This is a genomic window from Paracoccus endophyticus, from assembly GCF_003286075.1.
GTDB lineage: Bacteria > Pseudomonadota > Alphaproteobacteria > Rhodobacterales > Rhodobacteraceae > Paracoccus > Paracoccus endophyticus.
Genome location: NZ_QLUV01000002.1, coordinates 239,044 through 254,741, shown reverse-complemented (window position 1 = coordinate 254,741; position 15,698 = coordinate 239,044). Strand labels below are relative to the sequence as shown.

The window sequence follows — 15,698 nt, the reverse complement described above, 5'->3', positions numbered from 1 at the left end:
CGGGCCGCCCGTCGATGAGGCCCCCGCGCACCTGTTCACAAACATTCATCGTCCGTGTCTTTCAATACGGCCTTTCAGGCTGCATCTAGTGGGGATGCTGCAGATCACCGATGACCTCTCGATTGCCGACTGGGAACTGTCCGAGACGTTCACCCGGGCGCAGGGGCCGGGCGGACAGAACGTGAACAAGGTCTCGACCGCCGTCGAACTGCGGTTCGAGGCGGCGCGCTCTCCGCACCTGCCCGATCCGGTCAAGGCCCGTCTTCGCCGGCTGGCGGGGCGGCGCTGGACCACCGAGGGCGCGGTGCTGATCGCCGTTCAGGACACCCGCAGCCAGGCCCGCAACCGCGAGATCGCGCGCGAGCGGCTGGCCGAACTGATCCGCCAGGCGCTGGTCGCGCCGCGCAAGCGCATCGCCACGCGCCCCACGCTGGGCAGCCAGCGCCGCCGTCTGGTCGCCAAGGCCGTCCGCGGCACGGTCAAGTCGCTGCGCGGCCGCGTGGCGGGGGACCCGGAATGACCCTGTCGGTCCGCGACCGGCTGGGCCGGCTGCTGGGCGGGCGGGTGCCCGCGCTGCAGGTGGGCGCGCTCTGCCGCGATCCGGGCACCGGCCGGGTGCTGCTGATCACCAGCCGCGGCACCGGCCGCTGGATCATCCCCAAGGGCTGGCCCATGCCGGGCCGCAGCCTGGCCGGCGCCGCCCTGTGCGAGGCATGGGAGGAAGCCGGCGTCCGCGCCGACACCGCGACCGAGGTGGGCCGCTATCACTATGGCAAGATGCAGCCGCGCGGCTTTGCCATCCCGGTCGAGGTCCGCGTCTTCGGCATCACGGTCCTGGACCTGGGCGACGACTACCCCGAGGCCGCGCAGCGCACGCGGCGCTGGTTCGACCCGGCCGAGGCGGCGCGCCTGGTGGACGAACCCGGTCTGTCGCGGCTGATCCTGGGCCGGGCGTCCGGCGCACCGGCCGCCGACACGGCAGGGTGACGACCCGGATTGAACTTCGCCCCTGCGGCGGGGTTGTAGGACATGCAGCGCCCCGGCGCCTGGCTTGGGCAGGGTGATGCCGGACTTCAGGATACTCGACAAGGATCTGGACCGGCTGTCCAACGCGCAAAGCGCCTGGGTGCAGGCGGCGGGACCGCTGGTGCGGCTTGGCATCGCGGTGATCTTCGTGGCGCTGGCGGCGCTGGCGCTGTCGGGGGGCGGGCCGCCCGGCCCCACCGCCCCCGGCGTGCTGATCGCGGCGGCGGCCGCCGCGGGCGCGTTCCTGGCGCTGTCCATCGGGGCCAACGACGTGGCGAACGCGCTGGGACCGGCGGTCGGCGCCGGGGCCATGCCGATCGGCGCGGGCCTTGCCGCCGTCGCCCTGATGGAGGTCGCGGGCGCGGTCCTGGCCGGATCGCCGGTCAGCCACACCCTGACGGAGGGCATCCTGCCGGCCGAGCGGATGATGACCGGGACGCAGCCGGGCATCGTGATGCTGGCCGCGATGCTGGCGGCGGCCTGCTGGATCACGCTGGCCACCTGGGCGGGGGCCCCGGTCAGCACCACCCATGCCATCGTGGGCGGGATCGCCGGGGCGGGGCTTGCGCTCTTCGGACCCGGCGCGCTCAACTGGCCGGGAATCGCGCGCATCGCGCTGGGGTGGGTCGGCACGCCCATCGTCTCGGCGGTGCTGGCGGCGTCCGTGCTGGCGCTGCTGCGCGCCAAGGTCTATCGCGCCGCAGACCCCAGGGCAGCGGCGCTTCGCTGGATGCCCGGGGTCGTCGCGGCGACGACGGGGCTGTTGCTGCTCTATGCCCTCAGCGTCCTGCCGCTGCCGGACTGGGCGGTGCTGGCCTTGGGGGCCGGGGGGATGGGCATCGCGCTGTGGGACACGCGCCGGCGGCTGGCCGCCCCGCCCGACGACGGGCTCAGCAACGCAAAGCAGCTGTATCGCCTGTTCAACCCGGCCCTGGCCGTCAGCGCCCTGCTGATGGGCTTTGCCCACGGCGCCAACGATTCCGCCAACATCGCGGGGCCGCTGTCCATCGTGGCGCAGGCCGGCGCGCTGGGCAGCGCGGGGGCGCTGTCGCCGTGGCTGCTGCTGCTGGCGGGCCTTGGGATCGCGCTGGGCGCGGCGCTGTTCGGGCGGCGGCTGGTGCACATGGTGGGCAGCCGCATCACCCGCCTGTCGCCGGTGCGGGCGCTGTGCGTGTCGCTGGCGACCGGGGTGACGGTGCTGACCGCCTCGCATCTCGGCATGCCGGTCTCGACGACGCATATCGCGGTGGGCGGGGTGTTCGGCGTCGGCTTTTACCGCGAGTGGGAGGAACGCCGCCACCATCAGGCCCGGCTGGCCCCCCTTCCCGCCGAGGAGCGCCGCCGCCGCAGGCTGGTCCGCCGCGGCCATGTCGTGCGGACGCTGGCGGCGTGGGTGGTCACCGTGCCCATCGTGGCACCGCTGGCGGCCCTGATCGCGCGGCTGATCGGCTGACGGGGCGGCGGTCAGGGCGGCGGTCAGAACGCCTTGAAGGTCATCGTCGTCAGTGTGCGGCAGATGCCGGGGATGTCGAACAGGCGGTCGGACAGAAACCGGCCGACGTCCTCGTCCTCGGGGATATAGACCTTGGCCAGCAGGTCGAAATCGCCCGAGGTGGAATAAAGCTCGCTGACCACCTCGCGTTCATAGATGGCGTCAGCGACCTCGTAGGTCTTGCCGGGGGTGCAGCGGAACTGGACAAAGACGGCGCGCATCGGAACCTCGGTCAGGGGGCGGCAGGCGGGGCCCGGGCGGGGCCGGTGCCGGTTGCGGCGGCAGGTTAGCCCCGCCGACCGCGCCTGACCAGAGGCGGCCGCGCCCGAGCCCCCGCCCCTCTCCTCAGGCCGGGGTCGTGCCCGGGCGCAAGCGCCCGCGGCCCCAGAACCGCGCCATCAGCGCCGCCGCCGCACAGCTCAGCCCGGCCAGCAGTCCCAGCCAGATCCCCGCCGGCCCCATCCCCAGCGGGAACGCCAGCAGCCATGCCGCCGGCAGCCCGACCAGCCAATAGCTGACGATCGCCAGCACCATCGGCCTGCGCGTGTCCTGCACCCCGCGCAGCAGGCCCAGGGCGATGACCTGCATCGCATCCATCACCTGGAAAAGGGCGGCATACAGCATCAGCCCCGCGGCCAGCGCCACGATCGCGGGGGCCTGCGGATCGGCCGGGTTCAGGTAAAGGCCGGTCAGCAGCCGGGGCATCGCCAGGAACGCGGTCACCGCGATCAGCGCAAAGCCCGCCGACAGGATGATCGCCGCGGCCGCGGCCCCCCGCATCCCGCCCGCATCCCCCGCTCCATGCGCGCCGCCGATCCGGATCGTGGCCGCGTTCGACAGGCCCAGGTGGACCATGAACGTCACCGCCGTGATCTGCAGCGCAATGCCATGCGCGGCCAGGGGCACGGCACCGAACCAGCCCATCATCACGTTGGCGCCGGTGAACATGCCGCTTTCCGCGACCAGCGTCAGGCTGATCGGCAGGCCCAGCCACAGCACGGCGCGGAACGCCACCCAGTCGGCCCGCCACAGGCGCTGGAACAGTTGATAAGGCCGTGCCGCCGCCATCAGCCCCGCGCAGGCCGCCAGCGCGGCCATCTGCGCCCACATCGCGGCCAGGCTCGCCAGCGCCGCGCCGGTGACGCCCAGCGCCGGAAAGCCCGCGTGGCCGAAGATCAGCGCCCAGTTCAGCGCCGCGTTCAGCGGGATGGCCGCGACCGTGATCGCCAGCACCACCTTGGCCCGCCCCAGCGCGGCCAGAAAGCTGTTCAGCACCATTCCGCCCAGCGTGGCGGGCATCGCCCAGACCATGACGCGCAGGTAATCCTGCCCCAGCGCGGCGATTTGCGGCTGCTGGCCCAGCGCGGTCAGAATCGCGCCCGACCACCACAGCACCGGCGCGACCGCCAGCGCGTGCAGGCCGCTCAGCCACAGCGCCATGCGCGTGGCGCGGCGCACCTCGGCCTCGTCGCCGCGGGCGCGGGCGGCGGCGATCAGCCCCAGCACGCCCAGGCCATAGCCCGCCCCCAGCATCGTCAGGATGAAGAAATACGAGTTCGCCAGCACCAGCGCCGCCAGCGGCTCGGCCCCTGCGCGGCCCACCATCAGCGTGTCCGTGACGCCGATCATCATCCGCGCCAGATGGCTGCCCACCAGCGGCAGGCCGACGGCGGCGGTGGCGACCAGTTCGGGGCGAAGACGGGACAGCGCGGGCATCTGCGCCTGATAGCCGCGGGGGCCCGGCGCGGAAAGGGGGCGTGCGGACGGCCGCGGTGCGGGGCCCTTGGGCGCGCGCGCCCCAACCCTCAGTCCAGCTGCGGCGGCAGGTCCATGCCGCGCAGCAGCTCGGCCGCGGACATCACGCGCTTGCCGGGGCGCTGCGCCTCCAGCACCTCGACCGCGCCCTCGCCGCAGGCCACGGTGAAGCCGCCCAGCACCTGCCCCGCCGGACCCGCGCCGGGCACGACGCGCGAACGCAGCAGCTTGACCCGCTCGTCCCCGATCCGGCACCACGCGCCGGGAAAGGGCGAGAGGCCGCGGATCAGGCGGTCCACCTGGACGGCGGGGCGGGTCCAGTCGATCCGCGCCTCGGCCTTGTCGATCTTGGCGGCATAGGTCACGCCTTCCTGCGGCTGCGGCGCGCCCGGCAGCGGCAGGCGGTCCAGCACGTCCAGGATCAGGTCCGACCCCAGCGCCGCCAGCCGGTCGTGCAGGTCGCCCGTCGTGTCGGTCGCGCCGATGGGGGTGCGCGCCTCGGCCAGGACCGGGCCGGTGTCCAGGCCTGCGTCCATCTGCATGATCGAGACGCCGGTGTCCGCGTCCCCCGCCAGGACCGCGCGATGGATCGGCGCGGCCCCCCGCCAGCGCGGCAGGATCGAGGCGTGGATGTTCACGCAGCCCAGGCGGGGCGCATCCAGCACCGGCCGCGGCAGGATCAGGCCGTAGGCCACGACCACCGTCACGTCCGCACCCAGCGCGGCGAAGTCGGCCTGATCGGCGGCATCCTTCAGCCGCTCGGGCGTCCGCACCACCAGCCCCAGCGCGTGCGCCGCGGCATGAACCGGGGTCGGCCGCGCCTGCTGGCCCCGCCCGGCCGCGCGCGGCGGCTGCGAATAGACGGCCGCAACATCGTGGCGCGCGGCGATCGCCTGCAACGCCGGCACCGAAAATTCGGGCGTTCCCATGAAGACGACGCGCATGGATTCTCCTTGGTCAACGGCGTCACGGCGGGTCCGCAGGCCCGGCGCCCGGCCGGAATGGCTAGCGCCGCGCCAGCTTGGCCGATTTCGCCACCAGCATCTTGCGCCGCAGGGGCGTCAGGTGGTCCACATACAGCCGCCCGTCCAGATGGTCGATCTGGTGCTGGACGCTGGTCGCCCACAGGCCGACGAAGTCGCGGTCCTCGATCTGGCCGTCGGCGTTCAGGAACCGCACGGTGACGGCGCGGGGGCGCTCGATGCGGGCCGACACGCCGGGCAGGTTCGGGCTCGCCTCCTCGTGCGCGCGCAACTGGACCGACGCGTGCAGGATTTCGGGGTTGGCCATCCGCACCGCCTGGCCGCGCCGGGTCGAGGCATCGACGACCGCCAGCCGCAGCATGATCCCGATCTGGGGCGCGGCAAGGCCCACGCCGGGCATCGCCTCCATGGTGTCGATCATGTCGTCCCAGATCATCCGCACGGCTTCCGTGACCCCTTCGACCGGGGCGGCAGGACCGTGCAGGCGACGGTCGGCATAGGGCAGGACCGGGCGGACGCTCACGCCATGGGCCCGGGCGCGGCCCCGCCGAATGCCCCCTTGCCGGACCCCCCATTGCCGGACCCCCCCTTGCCGGACCCCCCCTTGCCGGACCCGTCGGGCTGTCCGGCGCCCGGTGCGTCGATGATCAGCCGTCCGTCGAGGTGGTCCATCTCGTGCAGCGCGATGCGCGCCTCGGCCCCCGACAGGTCGGCCGTGCAGGGCTGCCCGTCCAGGTCCACATGGCCGACCCGGATCGCCAGCGGGCGCGTCACGCTGACGGGCCGGTCGGGGATCGACAGGCACCGCTCGACGTCGCAGGCCTGCTCGGGCGACTGCCACAGCAGGACGGGGTCGATCAGGGCGCGGGGGCAGGACGCCCCGGTCTTCCAGCCGGCATCCATGACGAAGACGCGCCGCGTCTCGCCGACCTGGGGCGCGGCGAGGCCCCTGCCCTGTGCGGCGTAGACCGTGGCGAACAGGTCGGCCACCAGCGTCCGCAGCGCAGGGGGCGCCATCCCGGCGGCGGGGCGGCAGGACTGGCGCAGGATCGGGTCGGGATGGATCAGGACGGGCCGGACACGCCCCTGCGGCAGGCCCGGCAGGGGGCCGCCCGGCCGCCCATGGGCCATCCCCGGATCGTCGCCCGCGGCGTCGCCGCGGTCGCCCGGCTGCGCCGCCGCGCGTGCAAGGGTGTCGTCAGGCACGGGCCAGCTCTCGCTTCATCTTGGTCATTCGCCGGGTGATCAGCTGCCGTTTCATCGGGCCGACGTGGTCGATGAACAGCTTGCCGTTAAGGTGGTCCAGCTCGTGCTGGGCACAGGTCGCCCACAGCCCCTGAAAGTCGCGGCTGTGGGTGGCACCGTCAAGCCCCGTCCAGCGCATCGTGACCTCGGCCGGGCGCGTCACCTCGGCGTACTGGTCGGGGAAGGACAGGCATCCCTCCTCGTAGACGTTCAGCGCCTCGGATGTCGCCTCAAGCTGGGGGTCGATCATCACGATGGGGGCGCGCGGCGCATCCGGGTCCTTGGTGCAGTCCATCACGAACAGCCGCAGCAGCACGCCGACCTGCGGCGCAGCCAGTCCCACGCCAGGCGCGGCATACATCGCGGCCAGCATGTCCGCGGCCAGCGTCTCGATCTCGGGCGTGATGCGGCCGATCGGGGCGCAGGCCTTTTTCAGGCGGGGGTCGGGAAACAACAGGATGGGGCGGCTCATGGCCCCCAGATATTGCGCCGACCCCGAGAAGGGCAAGGGTTTAAGCCGCGGGCCAAGCCGCTATGGTGTCGCCGACAGCGCAGGAACCCCGCGAAAGGACCGCCATGAGCCCCGACTTCGACGAGATCATCGACCGCCGCGGCACGCTGTGCAACAAATGGGACGACATGGACGCGGTGTTCGGGGGCGTGCCGGACGACACGCTGGCGATGTGGGTCGCCGACATGGATTTCCGCGCCCCCCCGTCCGTGCAGGCGGCGCTGCAGCAGGTGGTGGCGGGCGGCATCTACGGCTATCCCGGCGCGAACCCGCCCTATCTGGACGCGATCCGCTGGTGGATGGACCAGCGCCACGGCTGGAGGGTCGCGGGCGACGAGATCCTGTCCGTCCACGGGCTGGTCAACGGCACCGCGCTTGCGGTCGAGGCCTACACCCGGCCAGGCGACGCCGTGATCCTGATGACGCCGGTCTATCACGCCTTTGCCCGCGTGGTGAAGGCCGCGGGCCGCACGGTGACGGAACTGCCGCTGGCGGTAGAGGGGGGCCTGCTTGCGCTGGATTGGGACGACTGGCAGGGCCGCCTGACCGGGCGCGAACGGATGCTGATCCTGTGCTCGCCCCACAATCCGGGCGGCCGGGTCTGGTCGGCCGACGAGCTGCGCCAGATCGCCGCGTTCTGCCGCGACCGCGACCTGGTGCTGGTCAGCGACGAGATCCACCACGATCTTGTCCTGCCCGGCAGTCCGCGCCACAGCGTCACCGCCCTGGCCACGCCCGAGGCCATGGACCGGCTGGTCACGCTGACGGCGGCGACCAAATCCTTCAACATCGCGGGGGCGCACCTGGGCAACGCGATCATCCCCGACCCGGCGCTGCGCGAGCGGTATGCGGCGCGCATGGCGGCGCAGGGAATCTCGCCGGGGCTGTTCGGTCTGCCGATGGTGACGGCGGCCTATTCGCCGGCGGGGGCGCAATGGCTGGACGCGCTGACGGCGTATCTGGCGGGCAACGCGGCGCTGTTTGACGCGGGCGTGAACGCCATTCCCGGCGCGCGGTCGATGCCGCTGCAGGCGACCTACCTGGCCTGGGTCGATTTCACCGGCACCGGCCTCTCGGCGGACGAACTGCACGCGCGCATCCTGCGGGGCGCGGGCATCGCCGCGAACCGCGGCGAAAGCTTCGGACTGGGCGGCGAGGGGCATGTCCGGTTCAACCTTGCCACGCCGCGGGCCCGGGTGGCGCAGGCGGTGGACCGCCTGCAACGGGCCTTCGCCGACCTGCAATGAGGGCGTGGCGCTGGCTGGTCCTTGCCGCGCTGGCGCTGGCTGCGGCGATGATCTGGACGGGCGGGCGCTGGCCCCTGGGGCCGGTGCCGACCGCGCCCGCGCCAGACCTGCCGGGGTTGCCGCCGGTCCAGCGGCCGCTGCCGCGCCCCACCGGCATCCCGCCGCTGCCCCCTTTGGCGCCGCAGATCACCAGCCCGGTCGAACGCATCCTGATCGAAAAGGCCGCCCGGCGGATGACCGTGTGGCAGCGCGACGGCCACCCGCGGGTCTTCGACATCGCGCTGGGGTTCGCGCCGGTCGGCGACAAGGCCCGCCAGGGCGACGGCCGCACGCCCGAGGGTGTCTTCAGCGTGGACCGCCGGAACGACCGCAGCCGCTTTACCCTGTCGCTGGGGCTGGATTATCCCCGCCCGCAGGACCGCGACCGCGCGCGCCGCGCGGGCGTCGATCCGGGCGGCGACATCATGATCCACGGCCAGCCCAATCAGGTCGCGGACGGCCTGCGCGTCAGGGGCGACTGGACGGCAGGCTGCATCGCCCTGGCCAATGCCCAGATCCGCGAGCTGTTCGCCCACACCGCCCTTGGCACCCCGGTCGAGATCCGGCCCTGAGCCGCGTCGCCTGCGCCCGGCCCCCTGCCCGCGTCCCGCTTGCCCGGCGATCCCGCGGCCCCGTGCAGCGCGGCGGCGCCGCATCCCCGCGCCCTGCGCCCCGCGTCACGTCCCGCGCGGCTTGGCGCGCAGCGTGGGGTCGGCGGCGGTCGGGTCCTCGGGCCAGGGATGGCGGGGATAGCGGCCGCGCATGTCGCGGCGCACATCGCCGTAACCGCCCGCCCAGAACCCCGGCAGGTCGGTTGTCACCGCCACCGGCTTGCCTCCCGGCGACAGCAGCACGATCCGCAGCGGGCGCGACCCGGCGATCGGGTGGCGGGTGACGCCGAACAGTTCCTGCAGGCGCGCCTCGATCGTCGGCGTCTCGGCGTCATAGTCGATGGGGATGCGGCGCCCCAGCGGCGAGGTGAAGGCCGCGGGCGCGGCCTGGTCCAGCAGCCGCTGCCCGTCCCAGCCGATCAGCGCCTTCAGCGGCTCGGTCAGGTCCAGCGCGCGCAGCGCCCCCGCCGTGCGCGCGGTCTCCAGCCAGGGCAGCAGCCACGCAGGCTGGTCCAGCAGGGCCGCGTCCGAGACGTCGGGCAGGCCGGGCACCAGCGCAATGCGCGCGCGCAGCCGCCGCGCGGCGGGCGTCCAGGGCAGCCCCAGGTCGCGCAGCCCCTGCCACGCCGCACGCGCCACGGCCTGCGGGTCGGGATCGTCCAGCGGCTGGTCCGCCAGCACCAGCGCCCCCAGCCGGTCCTGCCGCCGCGCCAGCACCCGCCCCTCGCGGCGCGACCAGTCCACCCTGTCCACCCGCTCGATCCGGTCGCCGTAAAGCGCCCGCAGGTCGGCCTCGTCCAGCGTCGCGCCCATGCGGACCCGCGCCTCGCGCAGGTCGCCGTTCAGATCGGTCGCCACGATCAGGCGGGCCGCCCCCAGCGGGTCGCCCTCGGCCACGACCGCGCCCTTGCCGCCCGACAGCACAAAGCGCGGCGCCTCGCCCCGCCGGCGCAGGCCGATGCGGTCGGGATAGGCCAGCGCGGCGCTCGCAGCGGGGGCAAGCGGCGCCTGCGCGGCGGGGCGCGCGGCGGCATCGGGGGCTGCGGCGGGGCGATCGGGCACCAGGCGGCGCAGGCGGCGGCTTTCGGCGCGGATGCGCTCGATCGTCGCGCGGTCGGCGGGCCAGGGGTGGCGGTCGGCAAAGCCGCGGGGGTCGCGGATGGCAGCCAGCCGCAGCGCCAGGTCGGCGGGCGCGCCGCGGATCGGATCGCGCTCGGCCAGCAGCGCCGCAAGGTCGGCCGCGTCGCGCCCGGCGACCAGCAGCATGTGCGCCAGCCGCGGATGCAGCGGCAGCGCAGCCATGGCGCGCCCGTGCCCGGTGATCCGCCCGTCCGCATCCAGCGCCCCCAGCCCCGCCAGCAACGCCCGCGCCTCGGCCAGCGCGGCGGCGGGCGGCGGGGTCAGGAACACCAGCCCCTCGGCCGATCCCCAGGCCGCCAGTTCCAGCGCGAGGCCGGTCAGGTCGGCCGTCGCCATCTCGGGCGGGGCAAAGGCGGACAGGCCCCCTTCCTCGGCGCGCGCCCACATCCGATAGCACAGGCCCGGCGCGACGCGGCCCGCGCGACCCCGGCGCTGTTCGGCCTCGGCCCGGCTGACGCGTTCCGTGACCAGCCGGCTCATCCCCGATCCCGGGTCGAACCGCGCCCGGCGCGCGCGGCCCGCGTCCACCACCACGCGCACGCCCGGAATGGTCAGCGAGGTTTCCGCGATGGCCGTCGCCAGCACGATGCGCCGCCGTTCGCCGGGCGGGGCAAGGGCGGCGCGCTGGGCGGCAAAGTCCATCGCACCGAACAGGGGCACGACCTCGGCGTCCAGGTCCAGCATGGCGGCCACGCGGCGGATCTCGCCCTCGCCCGGCAGAAAGACCAGGATCGTGCCGCCGGGATTCGCGCGCGTCTCGGCCTCGGCCCGGGCGACAAGGCGCGCGGCCTCGGGCACGAGGCGGTGGCCTGCGGGCAGCGGCCGGTCCAGCCAGCGGGTGTCCACCGGAAAGGCGCGGCCCAGCGAGCGGACCACCGGCGCATCGTCCAGCAGCGCCGCGACGGGTTCGGCGTCCAGCGTGGCCGACATCACCAGCACGGCCAGATCAGGGCGCAGCACGGCGCGCGATTCCCACGCCAGCGCCAGTCCCAGGTCGGCGTTCAGGCTGCGCTCGTGGAACTCGTCGAAGATCACGCAGCCCGTGCCGGTCAGCGCGGGGTCGGACTGGACCATGCGCGTCAGGATGCCCTCGGTCACGACCTCGATCCGCGCGCCCGGCACCGAATCGCCGCGCACGCGATAGCCGACATCGCCGCCGACCGGCTGGCCCAGCGTGGCGGCCATGCGCTCGGCCGCCGCGCGTGCGGCCAGTCGGCGCGGTTCCAGCATCAGGATGCGGCCGGGAATCATGTCCATCAGCGCCAGCGGCACGCGCGTCGTCTTGCCCGCGCCGGGCGGCGCGACCAGCACGGCGCGGCCGTGGGCGGACAGCGCCGCGCGCAGGGCGGGGATCGCCTCGTCGATGGGCAGGGGGGGCGGGGTCGGATCGGCGCTCATGGGGGAACGCTTGGCCGAAAATCGGCGGCGCGACCAGCGGCATGGCCGCCATGCGCCCGGCTTGCGCGCTGAACCCAACCCCGTCAGTGTTCGTTGACCGCCCGGCTGCCTGCCTGACAGCTTAATGATTTCAAGGGGGCCCCAATGGGTTTGACCGACACTGCCGACAGCCTGATGCGCGGGCTGGGACTGTCCGATCCGGTGATCCGGCTGGGCGTCACCGGGCTTAGCCGCGCGGGCAAGACGGTGTTCATCACCTCGCTGGTGGCCAACCTGCTGGACCGCGGCCGGATGCCCGCGCTGCGCGCCGCTGCCGACGGCGCCATTCGCGCCGCCTGGTTGCAGCCGCAGCCCGACGACACCGTGCCGCGCTTTGACTTTGAACGCCACCTGGCGGCGCTGACCGGCCCTGACCCGCACTGGCCCGAGGGGACGCGCACCGTCAGCCAGTTGCGCCTGTCCCTGAGGGTGCAGCCGCGCGGGCTGCTGGGCGGCCTGCGCCGGATGCAGACGCTGCACGTGGACATCGTGGACTATCCCGGCGAATGGCTGCTGGACCTGCGGATGATGGACCTGAGCTTCGCGGAGTGGTCGGCGCAGGTGCTGGACCGCATGGCGGGCCGGCCCGGCGCGCAGCCGTTCCTGGACGCGCTGGCGCGGCTTGACCCGCAGGCGGGGTTCGACGAGCCGTCGGCCCAGCGGCTGGCCGCATCCTATACGGCGCATCTGAACGCGGCGCGCGACGCAGGCCATTCCGACACGACGCCCGGCCGGTTCCTGCTGCCGGGCGAGCTGGAGGGGTCGCCCGCGCTGACCTTTGCCCCGCTGCCCGCGCCGGACCGCCGCCCCTCGGCCCTGTACCGGGAATTCGGGCGGCGCTTCGACGCCTACAAGTCGCGCGTGGTGCGGCCGTTCTTCCGCGACCATTTCGCGCGCATCGACCGGCAGGTGGTGCTGGTCGATGTGCTGGGCGCGATCCATGCCGGCCCGCCGGCGGTCCAGGACATGCGCCGCGCGATGGCCGACATCCTGTCGGCCTTTCGCCCCGGCCGGGCGGGCTGGCTGGCGCAGTTGCTGGGCACGCGGCGGGTGGAACGCATCCTGTTCGCGGCGACCAAGGCCGACCATCTGCACCATCTGCAGCACCCCCGGCTGGCCGCGATCCTGACGGCCATGCTGCGCGAGGCGCGCGACCGCGCCGATTTCCAGGGCGCCCGGACCGAGGCGCTGGCCATCGCCGCCCTGCGCACCACCACCGAGGAGATGATCCACCAGGACGGCGAGGACCTGCCCGCCGTGCGCGGCACGCTGATAGACGGGCGGCAGGCGGCGTTCTATCCGGGCGAGCTGCCGGAAAACCCCGCCGCCCTGCTGGCCCCCGCGGCCGATGGCGCGGCCCGCTGGCTGGACGGGGACTATGCCGCGATGACCTTTGCCCCCGCGCCCGATACGCTGCGTCCCGGCGACGGCCCCCCCCACATCCGCATGGACCGCGCGGCCGAGTTCCTGATCGGGGACCGGCTGTGACCGCCGCGCGCCCCCTGTCCGCCCCGCCCCCCTTGTCCGAAAGGCGCCACCATGGCTGAGGCCCCGAAGCCCCCCCGCCGCGGCCCGGTTCTGGTCGAATACGGCCCCGCGGCGTCCGTGCCGCAGGACGATGCCGCCCCGCCGGCCGACGCCGCCGCGCCGCCCGCGGACAGGCCGGGCGACGGCCGCGATGCCCGGCCGCCCCGCGCGCGCCCGTCGGCCGGGGGCAACGCCGCCCCCTCGCCCGCCGACGCGCCGCCCATCGACGACGGGTTGCCCGGCGCCCTGCCCCAGCCGCGCACCATGCAGATGGTCATGCGGCTGGCCGGGCGGGGACCGTCGCGGGTGACGCGGTTCTTCATCAACTCGCTGGTGGCGCTGCTGACCTTCCTGCTGTCGATGGCGGCGCTGCGGTTCTTCGAGGATCTGATGGCGCGCTATCCGCTGCTGGGCTGGCTGGGCATCGCGCTGTTCGCCGCCTTCACGGTCGCGACGCTGGCCATGGCGGTGCGCGAATATGCCGCCTGGGCGCGGTTCGGGCGCATCGACGCGATCCACCGCAGCGCGGGGGCGGCGCTGGCGGCGGCCGATCTGGCGCAGGCGCGGCAGGTGGCCGACCAGCTTGACGGCCTGTATGCCCACCGGCCGGACCTGGCCTGGGCGCGCCGCAACCTGGCCGCGCGGCGCGGCGACGCCTTCGACGCCCACACGCTGCTGTCGCTGGCCGAGGGCGAGCTGCTCGCCCCCCTCGACCAGCAGGCCCGGCGCGAGATCGAGGCCGCCGCCCGCACCGTCGCCGCCGCGACCGCCCTGATCCCGCTGGCGATGGCCGACGTGCTGGCGGCGCTGGCCGCGAACCTGCGGATGATCCGCCGCATGGCCGAGATCTATGGCGGGCGCGCCGGCGCGGTGGGGGGCTGGCGACTGGCCCGGACCGTCATCACGCATCTGGTGGCCACCGGGGCGGTCGCCGCGGGCGACGACCTGATCCACACCGTCGCGGGCGGGGGCATCCTGGCCAAGGTCAGCCGCCGCTTTGGCGAGGGGGTCGTGAACGGCGCCCTGACCGCCCGCGTCGGCATCGCCGCGATGGAAGTGTGCCGTCCGCTGCCCTTCATCCAGCAGCCGCGCCCCAGCGTCGGCAACCTGGTCGCACGCGGCCTCAAGGGGCTGTTCGGCACCGACGACGCGCGCTGACCCGCCGCACGCGGGCTTTCCGGCCGGCCGCGCCGCATCCTGTGCCCCGTTCCCCGCGCCTTGCCGGCGCGCAGCGCTTAGGAATGGCGCCCGACCGGCCACGGGGCGCCCCACGACGGCCGCGCAACGACGCCCCTAGGGTGCGCGCCCGGCCTGGGCTGTCGCCCCTTCCCCCGGCCCGCGTAACCCTCTAGCCTGCGCGGCATGAGGTGGAACCTGCCCAACATCCTAACCATGCTGCGCCTGTTCGCGGCGCCCGGCGTGCCGCTGATGTTTCTGTATTTCAGCCGTCCCTTCGCGGATTTCGCGGCGCTGGCGCTGTTCGTCCTGGCGGCCGTGACGGACTGGTTCGACGGTCAGATCGCGCGCGCCTGGAAACAGGAAAGCCGCTTCGGCGCGGCGATGGACCCGATCGCCGACAAGGCGATGGTGGTGATCGCGCTGGTCGTCATCACCGGCTATTCGGGGATGAACCCCTGGCTGATCCTGCCCGCCACCGTGATCCTGTTCCGCGAGGTCTTCGTCAGCGGCCTGCGCGAGTTCCTCGGCGCGGATTCCGGCAAGCTGAAGGTGACCAGGGTGGCCAAGTGGAAGACCACGGCGCAGATGGCCGCGATCGCGATGATGTTCCTGGGCACGGGACTGGCCTATTACGAACAGGGCCACCCGCCGCTGGTGGGCGAAACGCGCCTGCCGTGGTCCGACAGCTGGTCCGACCTGGCCACCCAGGTCGGCCTGGCGCTGATCTGGATCGCCGCCATCCTGACGGCGGTCACGGGCTGGGATTACTTCGACAAGGCGCGGCCCTGGCTGCGGGACACGCGATGACGCTGGACGTGCTGTATTTCGCCTGGCTGCGCGAACGCATCGGCGCGCCCCGCGAACGGGTCGAGACGAATGCGGCGACCGTGGGCGCGCTGGTGGCCGAACTGGCCGCGCGCGACGACCGGCACGCCGCGGCGCTGTCGGACCTGTCGGCGGTGCGCGTCGCGGTGGATCAGGACCTGGCCGACTGGGACACGCCCCTGGCCGGCGCGCGCGAGATCGCGTTCTTTCCCCCGATGACGGGCGGCTGATGCGCGTGCTGGTCCAGCCCCAGCCGTTCGACGCGGGCGCACTGCTGGACGGGTTCGGCGCGGGCGCAGGCGCGGTCGTGACCTTCACCGGGCTGGTGCGCGGCGACGGCGGGCTGGTCGCGCTGGACATCGAACATTACCCCGGCATGACCGAGCGCGCGCTGGCGGCGCACGCGCAGGCGGCGGCCGACCGCTTTGGCCTGGACGACGTGCTGGTCGTCCACCGCCACGGGCATCTGCCGGTGGGCGAGCCGATCATGATGGTCGCCACCGCCGCCCGCCACCGCCGCGCCGCCTTCGATGCGGCCGATTTCCTGATGGACTGGCTGAAATCCCGCGCCCCCTTCTGGAAGCGCGAGATCGGACCCGACGGGCCGCGCGGCTGGGTCGAGGCCAAGGCCGATGACGAGGCCGCGCTGGACCGGTGGTAGGCCCGCGCGGGCCCTCGCCC

At 74.1% G+C, this 15,698-nt stretch carries 17 protein-coding genes; 10 read left to right on the top strand and 7 right to left on the bottom strand.

Annotated features, from left to right (window positions below; translation table 11 throughout):
• Positions 1–94 precede the first annotated feature (94 nt).
• From arfB to DPQ23_RS04800, 3 genes are all read left to right on the top strand, one after another.
• Entirely contained in the window at positions 95–520 is a 426-nt protein-coding gene (gene arfB, locus DPQ23_RS04810) for an alternative ribosome rescue aminoacyl-tRNA hydrolase ArfB (RefSeq protein ID WP_112873539.1), read from the top strand.
• On the top strand, positions 517–987 hold the full coding sequence (locus DPQ23_RS04805) for an NUDIX hydrolase (protein ID WP_112873538.1): 471 nt from the start codon (positions 517–519) through the stop codon (positions 985–987). Before arfB ends, DPQ23_RS04805 begins: the two co-directional genes overlap by 4 nt.
• A 76-nt stretch (positions 988–1,063) precedes the next feature.
• Positions 1,064–2,479, top strand: a complete 1,416-nt coding sequence (locus DPQ23_RS04800; protein WP_112873537.1) for an inorganic phosphate transporter — start codon at positions 1,064–1,066, stop codon at positions 2,477–2,479.
• Between the two features lie 23 nt (positions 2,480–2,502).
• On the opposite strand, the gene DPQ23_RS04795 is transcribed toward DPQ23_RS04800, so the two are convergent.
• From DPQ23_RS04795 to def (DPQ23_RS04770), 6 genes are all read right to left on the bottom strand, one after another.
• A complete protein-coding gene (locus DPQ23_RS04795) occupies positions 2,503–2,739 on the bottom strand; it encodes an Lrp/AsnC ligand binding domain-containing protein (protein ID WP_112873536.1) in 237 nt (78 codons plus the stop codon).
• Positions 2,740–2,863: 124 nt separating this feature from the next.
• Positions 2,864–4,234: an MATE family efflux transporter gene (locus DPQ23_RS04790; RefSeq protein ID WP_112873535.1), complete on the bottom strand. Its 1,371-nt coding sequence runs from the start codon at positions 4,232–4,234 to the stop codon at positions 2,864–2,866.
• An 89-nt stretch (positions 4,235–4,323) separates the two neighbouring features.
• The gene (gene fmt, locus DPQ23_RS04785) at positions 4,324–5,217 is read right to left on the bottom strand and encodes a methionyl-tRNA formyltransferase (RefSeq protein ID WP_112873534.1); all 894 of its coding nucleotides are present in this window, start codon (positions 5,215–5,217) and stop codon (positions 4,324–4,326) included.
• A 61-nt stretch (positions 5,218–5,278) separates the two neighbouring features.
• Complete coding sequence (def, locus tag DPQ23_RS04780) at positions 5,279–5,779, bottom strand: peptide deformylase (RefSeq protein WP_112873533.1); 501 nt, start codon at positions 5,777–5,779, stop codon at positions 5,279–5,281.
• Entirely contained in the window at positions 5,776–6,462 is a 687-nt protein-coding gene (locus DPQ23_RS04775) for a peptide deformylase (RefSeq protein WP_240602412.1), read from the bottom strand. Before DPQ23_RS04775 ends, def (DPQ23_RS04780) begins: the two co-directional genes overlap by 4 nt.
• The gene (def, locus tag DPQ23_RS04770) at positions 6,455–6,973 is read right to left on the bottom strand and encodes a peptide deformylase (RefSeq protein WP_170310758.1); all 519 of its coding nucleotides are present in this window, start codon (positions 6,971–6,973) and stop codon (positions 6,455–6,457) included. The genes DPQ23_RS04775 and def (DPQ23_RS04770) overlap by 8 nt, the downstream gene beginning before the upstream one ends.
• Positions 6,974–7,077: 104 nt before the next feature.
• On the opposite strand from def (DPQ23_RS04770), the gene DPQ23_RS04765 reads away from it, so the two are divergent.
• Together DPQ23_RS04765 and DPQ23_RS04760 are read left to right on the top strand one after the other, a co-directional pair.
• On the top strand, positions 7,078–8,259 hold the full coding sequence (locus DPQ23_RS04765) for a MalY/PatB family protein (protein WP_112873532.1): 1,182 nt from the start codon (positions 7,078–7,080) through the stop codon (positions 8,257–8,259).
• On the top strand, positions 8,256–8,870 hold the full coding sequence (locus DPQ23_RS04760) for a L,D-transpeptidase family protein (RefSeq protein WP_112873531.1): 615 nt from the start codon (positions 8,256–8,258) through the stop codon (positions 8,868–8,870). The genes DPQ23_RS04765 and DPQ23_RS04760 overlap by 4 nt, the downstream gene beginning before the upstream one ends.
• Before the next feature lie 105 nt (positions 8,871–8,975).
• On the opposite strand, the gene hrpB is transcribed toward DPQ23_RS04760, so the two are convergent.
• On the bottom strand, positions 8,976–11,447 hold the full coding sequence (gene hrpB / locus DPQ23_RS04755) for an ATP-dependent helicase HrpB (RefSeq protein WP_112873530.1): 2,472 nt from the start codon (positions 11,445–11,447) through the stop codon (positions 8,976–8,978).
• Between the two features lie 144 nt (positions 11,448–11,591).
• On the opposite strand from hrpB, the gene DPQ23_RS04750 reads away from it, so the two are divergent.
• The 5 genes from DPQ23_RS04750 (at position 11,592) to DPQ23_RS04730 (ending at position 15,678) form a co-directional block, all read left to right on the top strand.
• Entirely contained in the window at positions 11,592–12,974 is a 1,383-nt protein-coding gene (locus DPQ23_RS04750) for a YcjX family GTP-binding protein (protein ID WP_112873529.1), read from the top strand.
• Between the two features lie 51 nt (positions 12,975–13,025).
• Positions 13,026–14,171 (top strand): YcjF family protein, encoded by a 1,146-nt coding sequence (locus DPQ23_RS04745; RefSeq protein WP_112873528.1) that lies wholly within the window; start codon positions 13,026–13,028, stop codon positions 14,169–14,171.
• Between the two features lie 204 nt (positions 14,172–14,375).
• Positions 14,376–14,999: a CDP-diacylglycerol--glycerol-3-phosphate 3-phosphatidyltransferase gene (gene pgsA / locus DPQ23_RS04740; protein WP_112873527.1), complete on the top strand. Its 624-nt coding sequence runs from the start codon at positions 14,376–14,378 to the stop codon at positions 14,997–14,999.
• A 2-nt stretch (positions 15,000–15,001) separates the two neighbouring features.
• Positions 15,002–15,247, top strand: a complete 246-nt coding sequence (gene moaD / locus DPQ23_RS04735) for a molybdopterin converting factor subunit 1 (RefSeq protein ID WP_112873587.1) — start codon at positions 15,002–15,004, stop codon at positions 15,245–15,247.
• Positions 15,247–15,678: a molybdenum cofactor biosynthesis protein MoaE gene (locus DPQ23_RS04730; RefSeq protein ID WP_112873526.1), complete on the top strand. Its 432-nt coding sequence runs from the start codon at positions 15,247–15,249 to the stop codon at positions 15,676–15,678. The genes moaD and DPQ23_RS04730 overlap by 1 nt, the downstream gene beginning before the upstream one ends.
• Positions 15,679–15,698 lie beyond the last annotated feature (20 nt).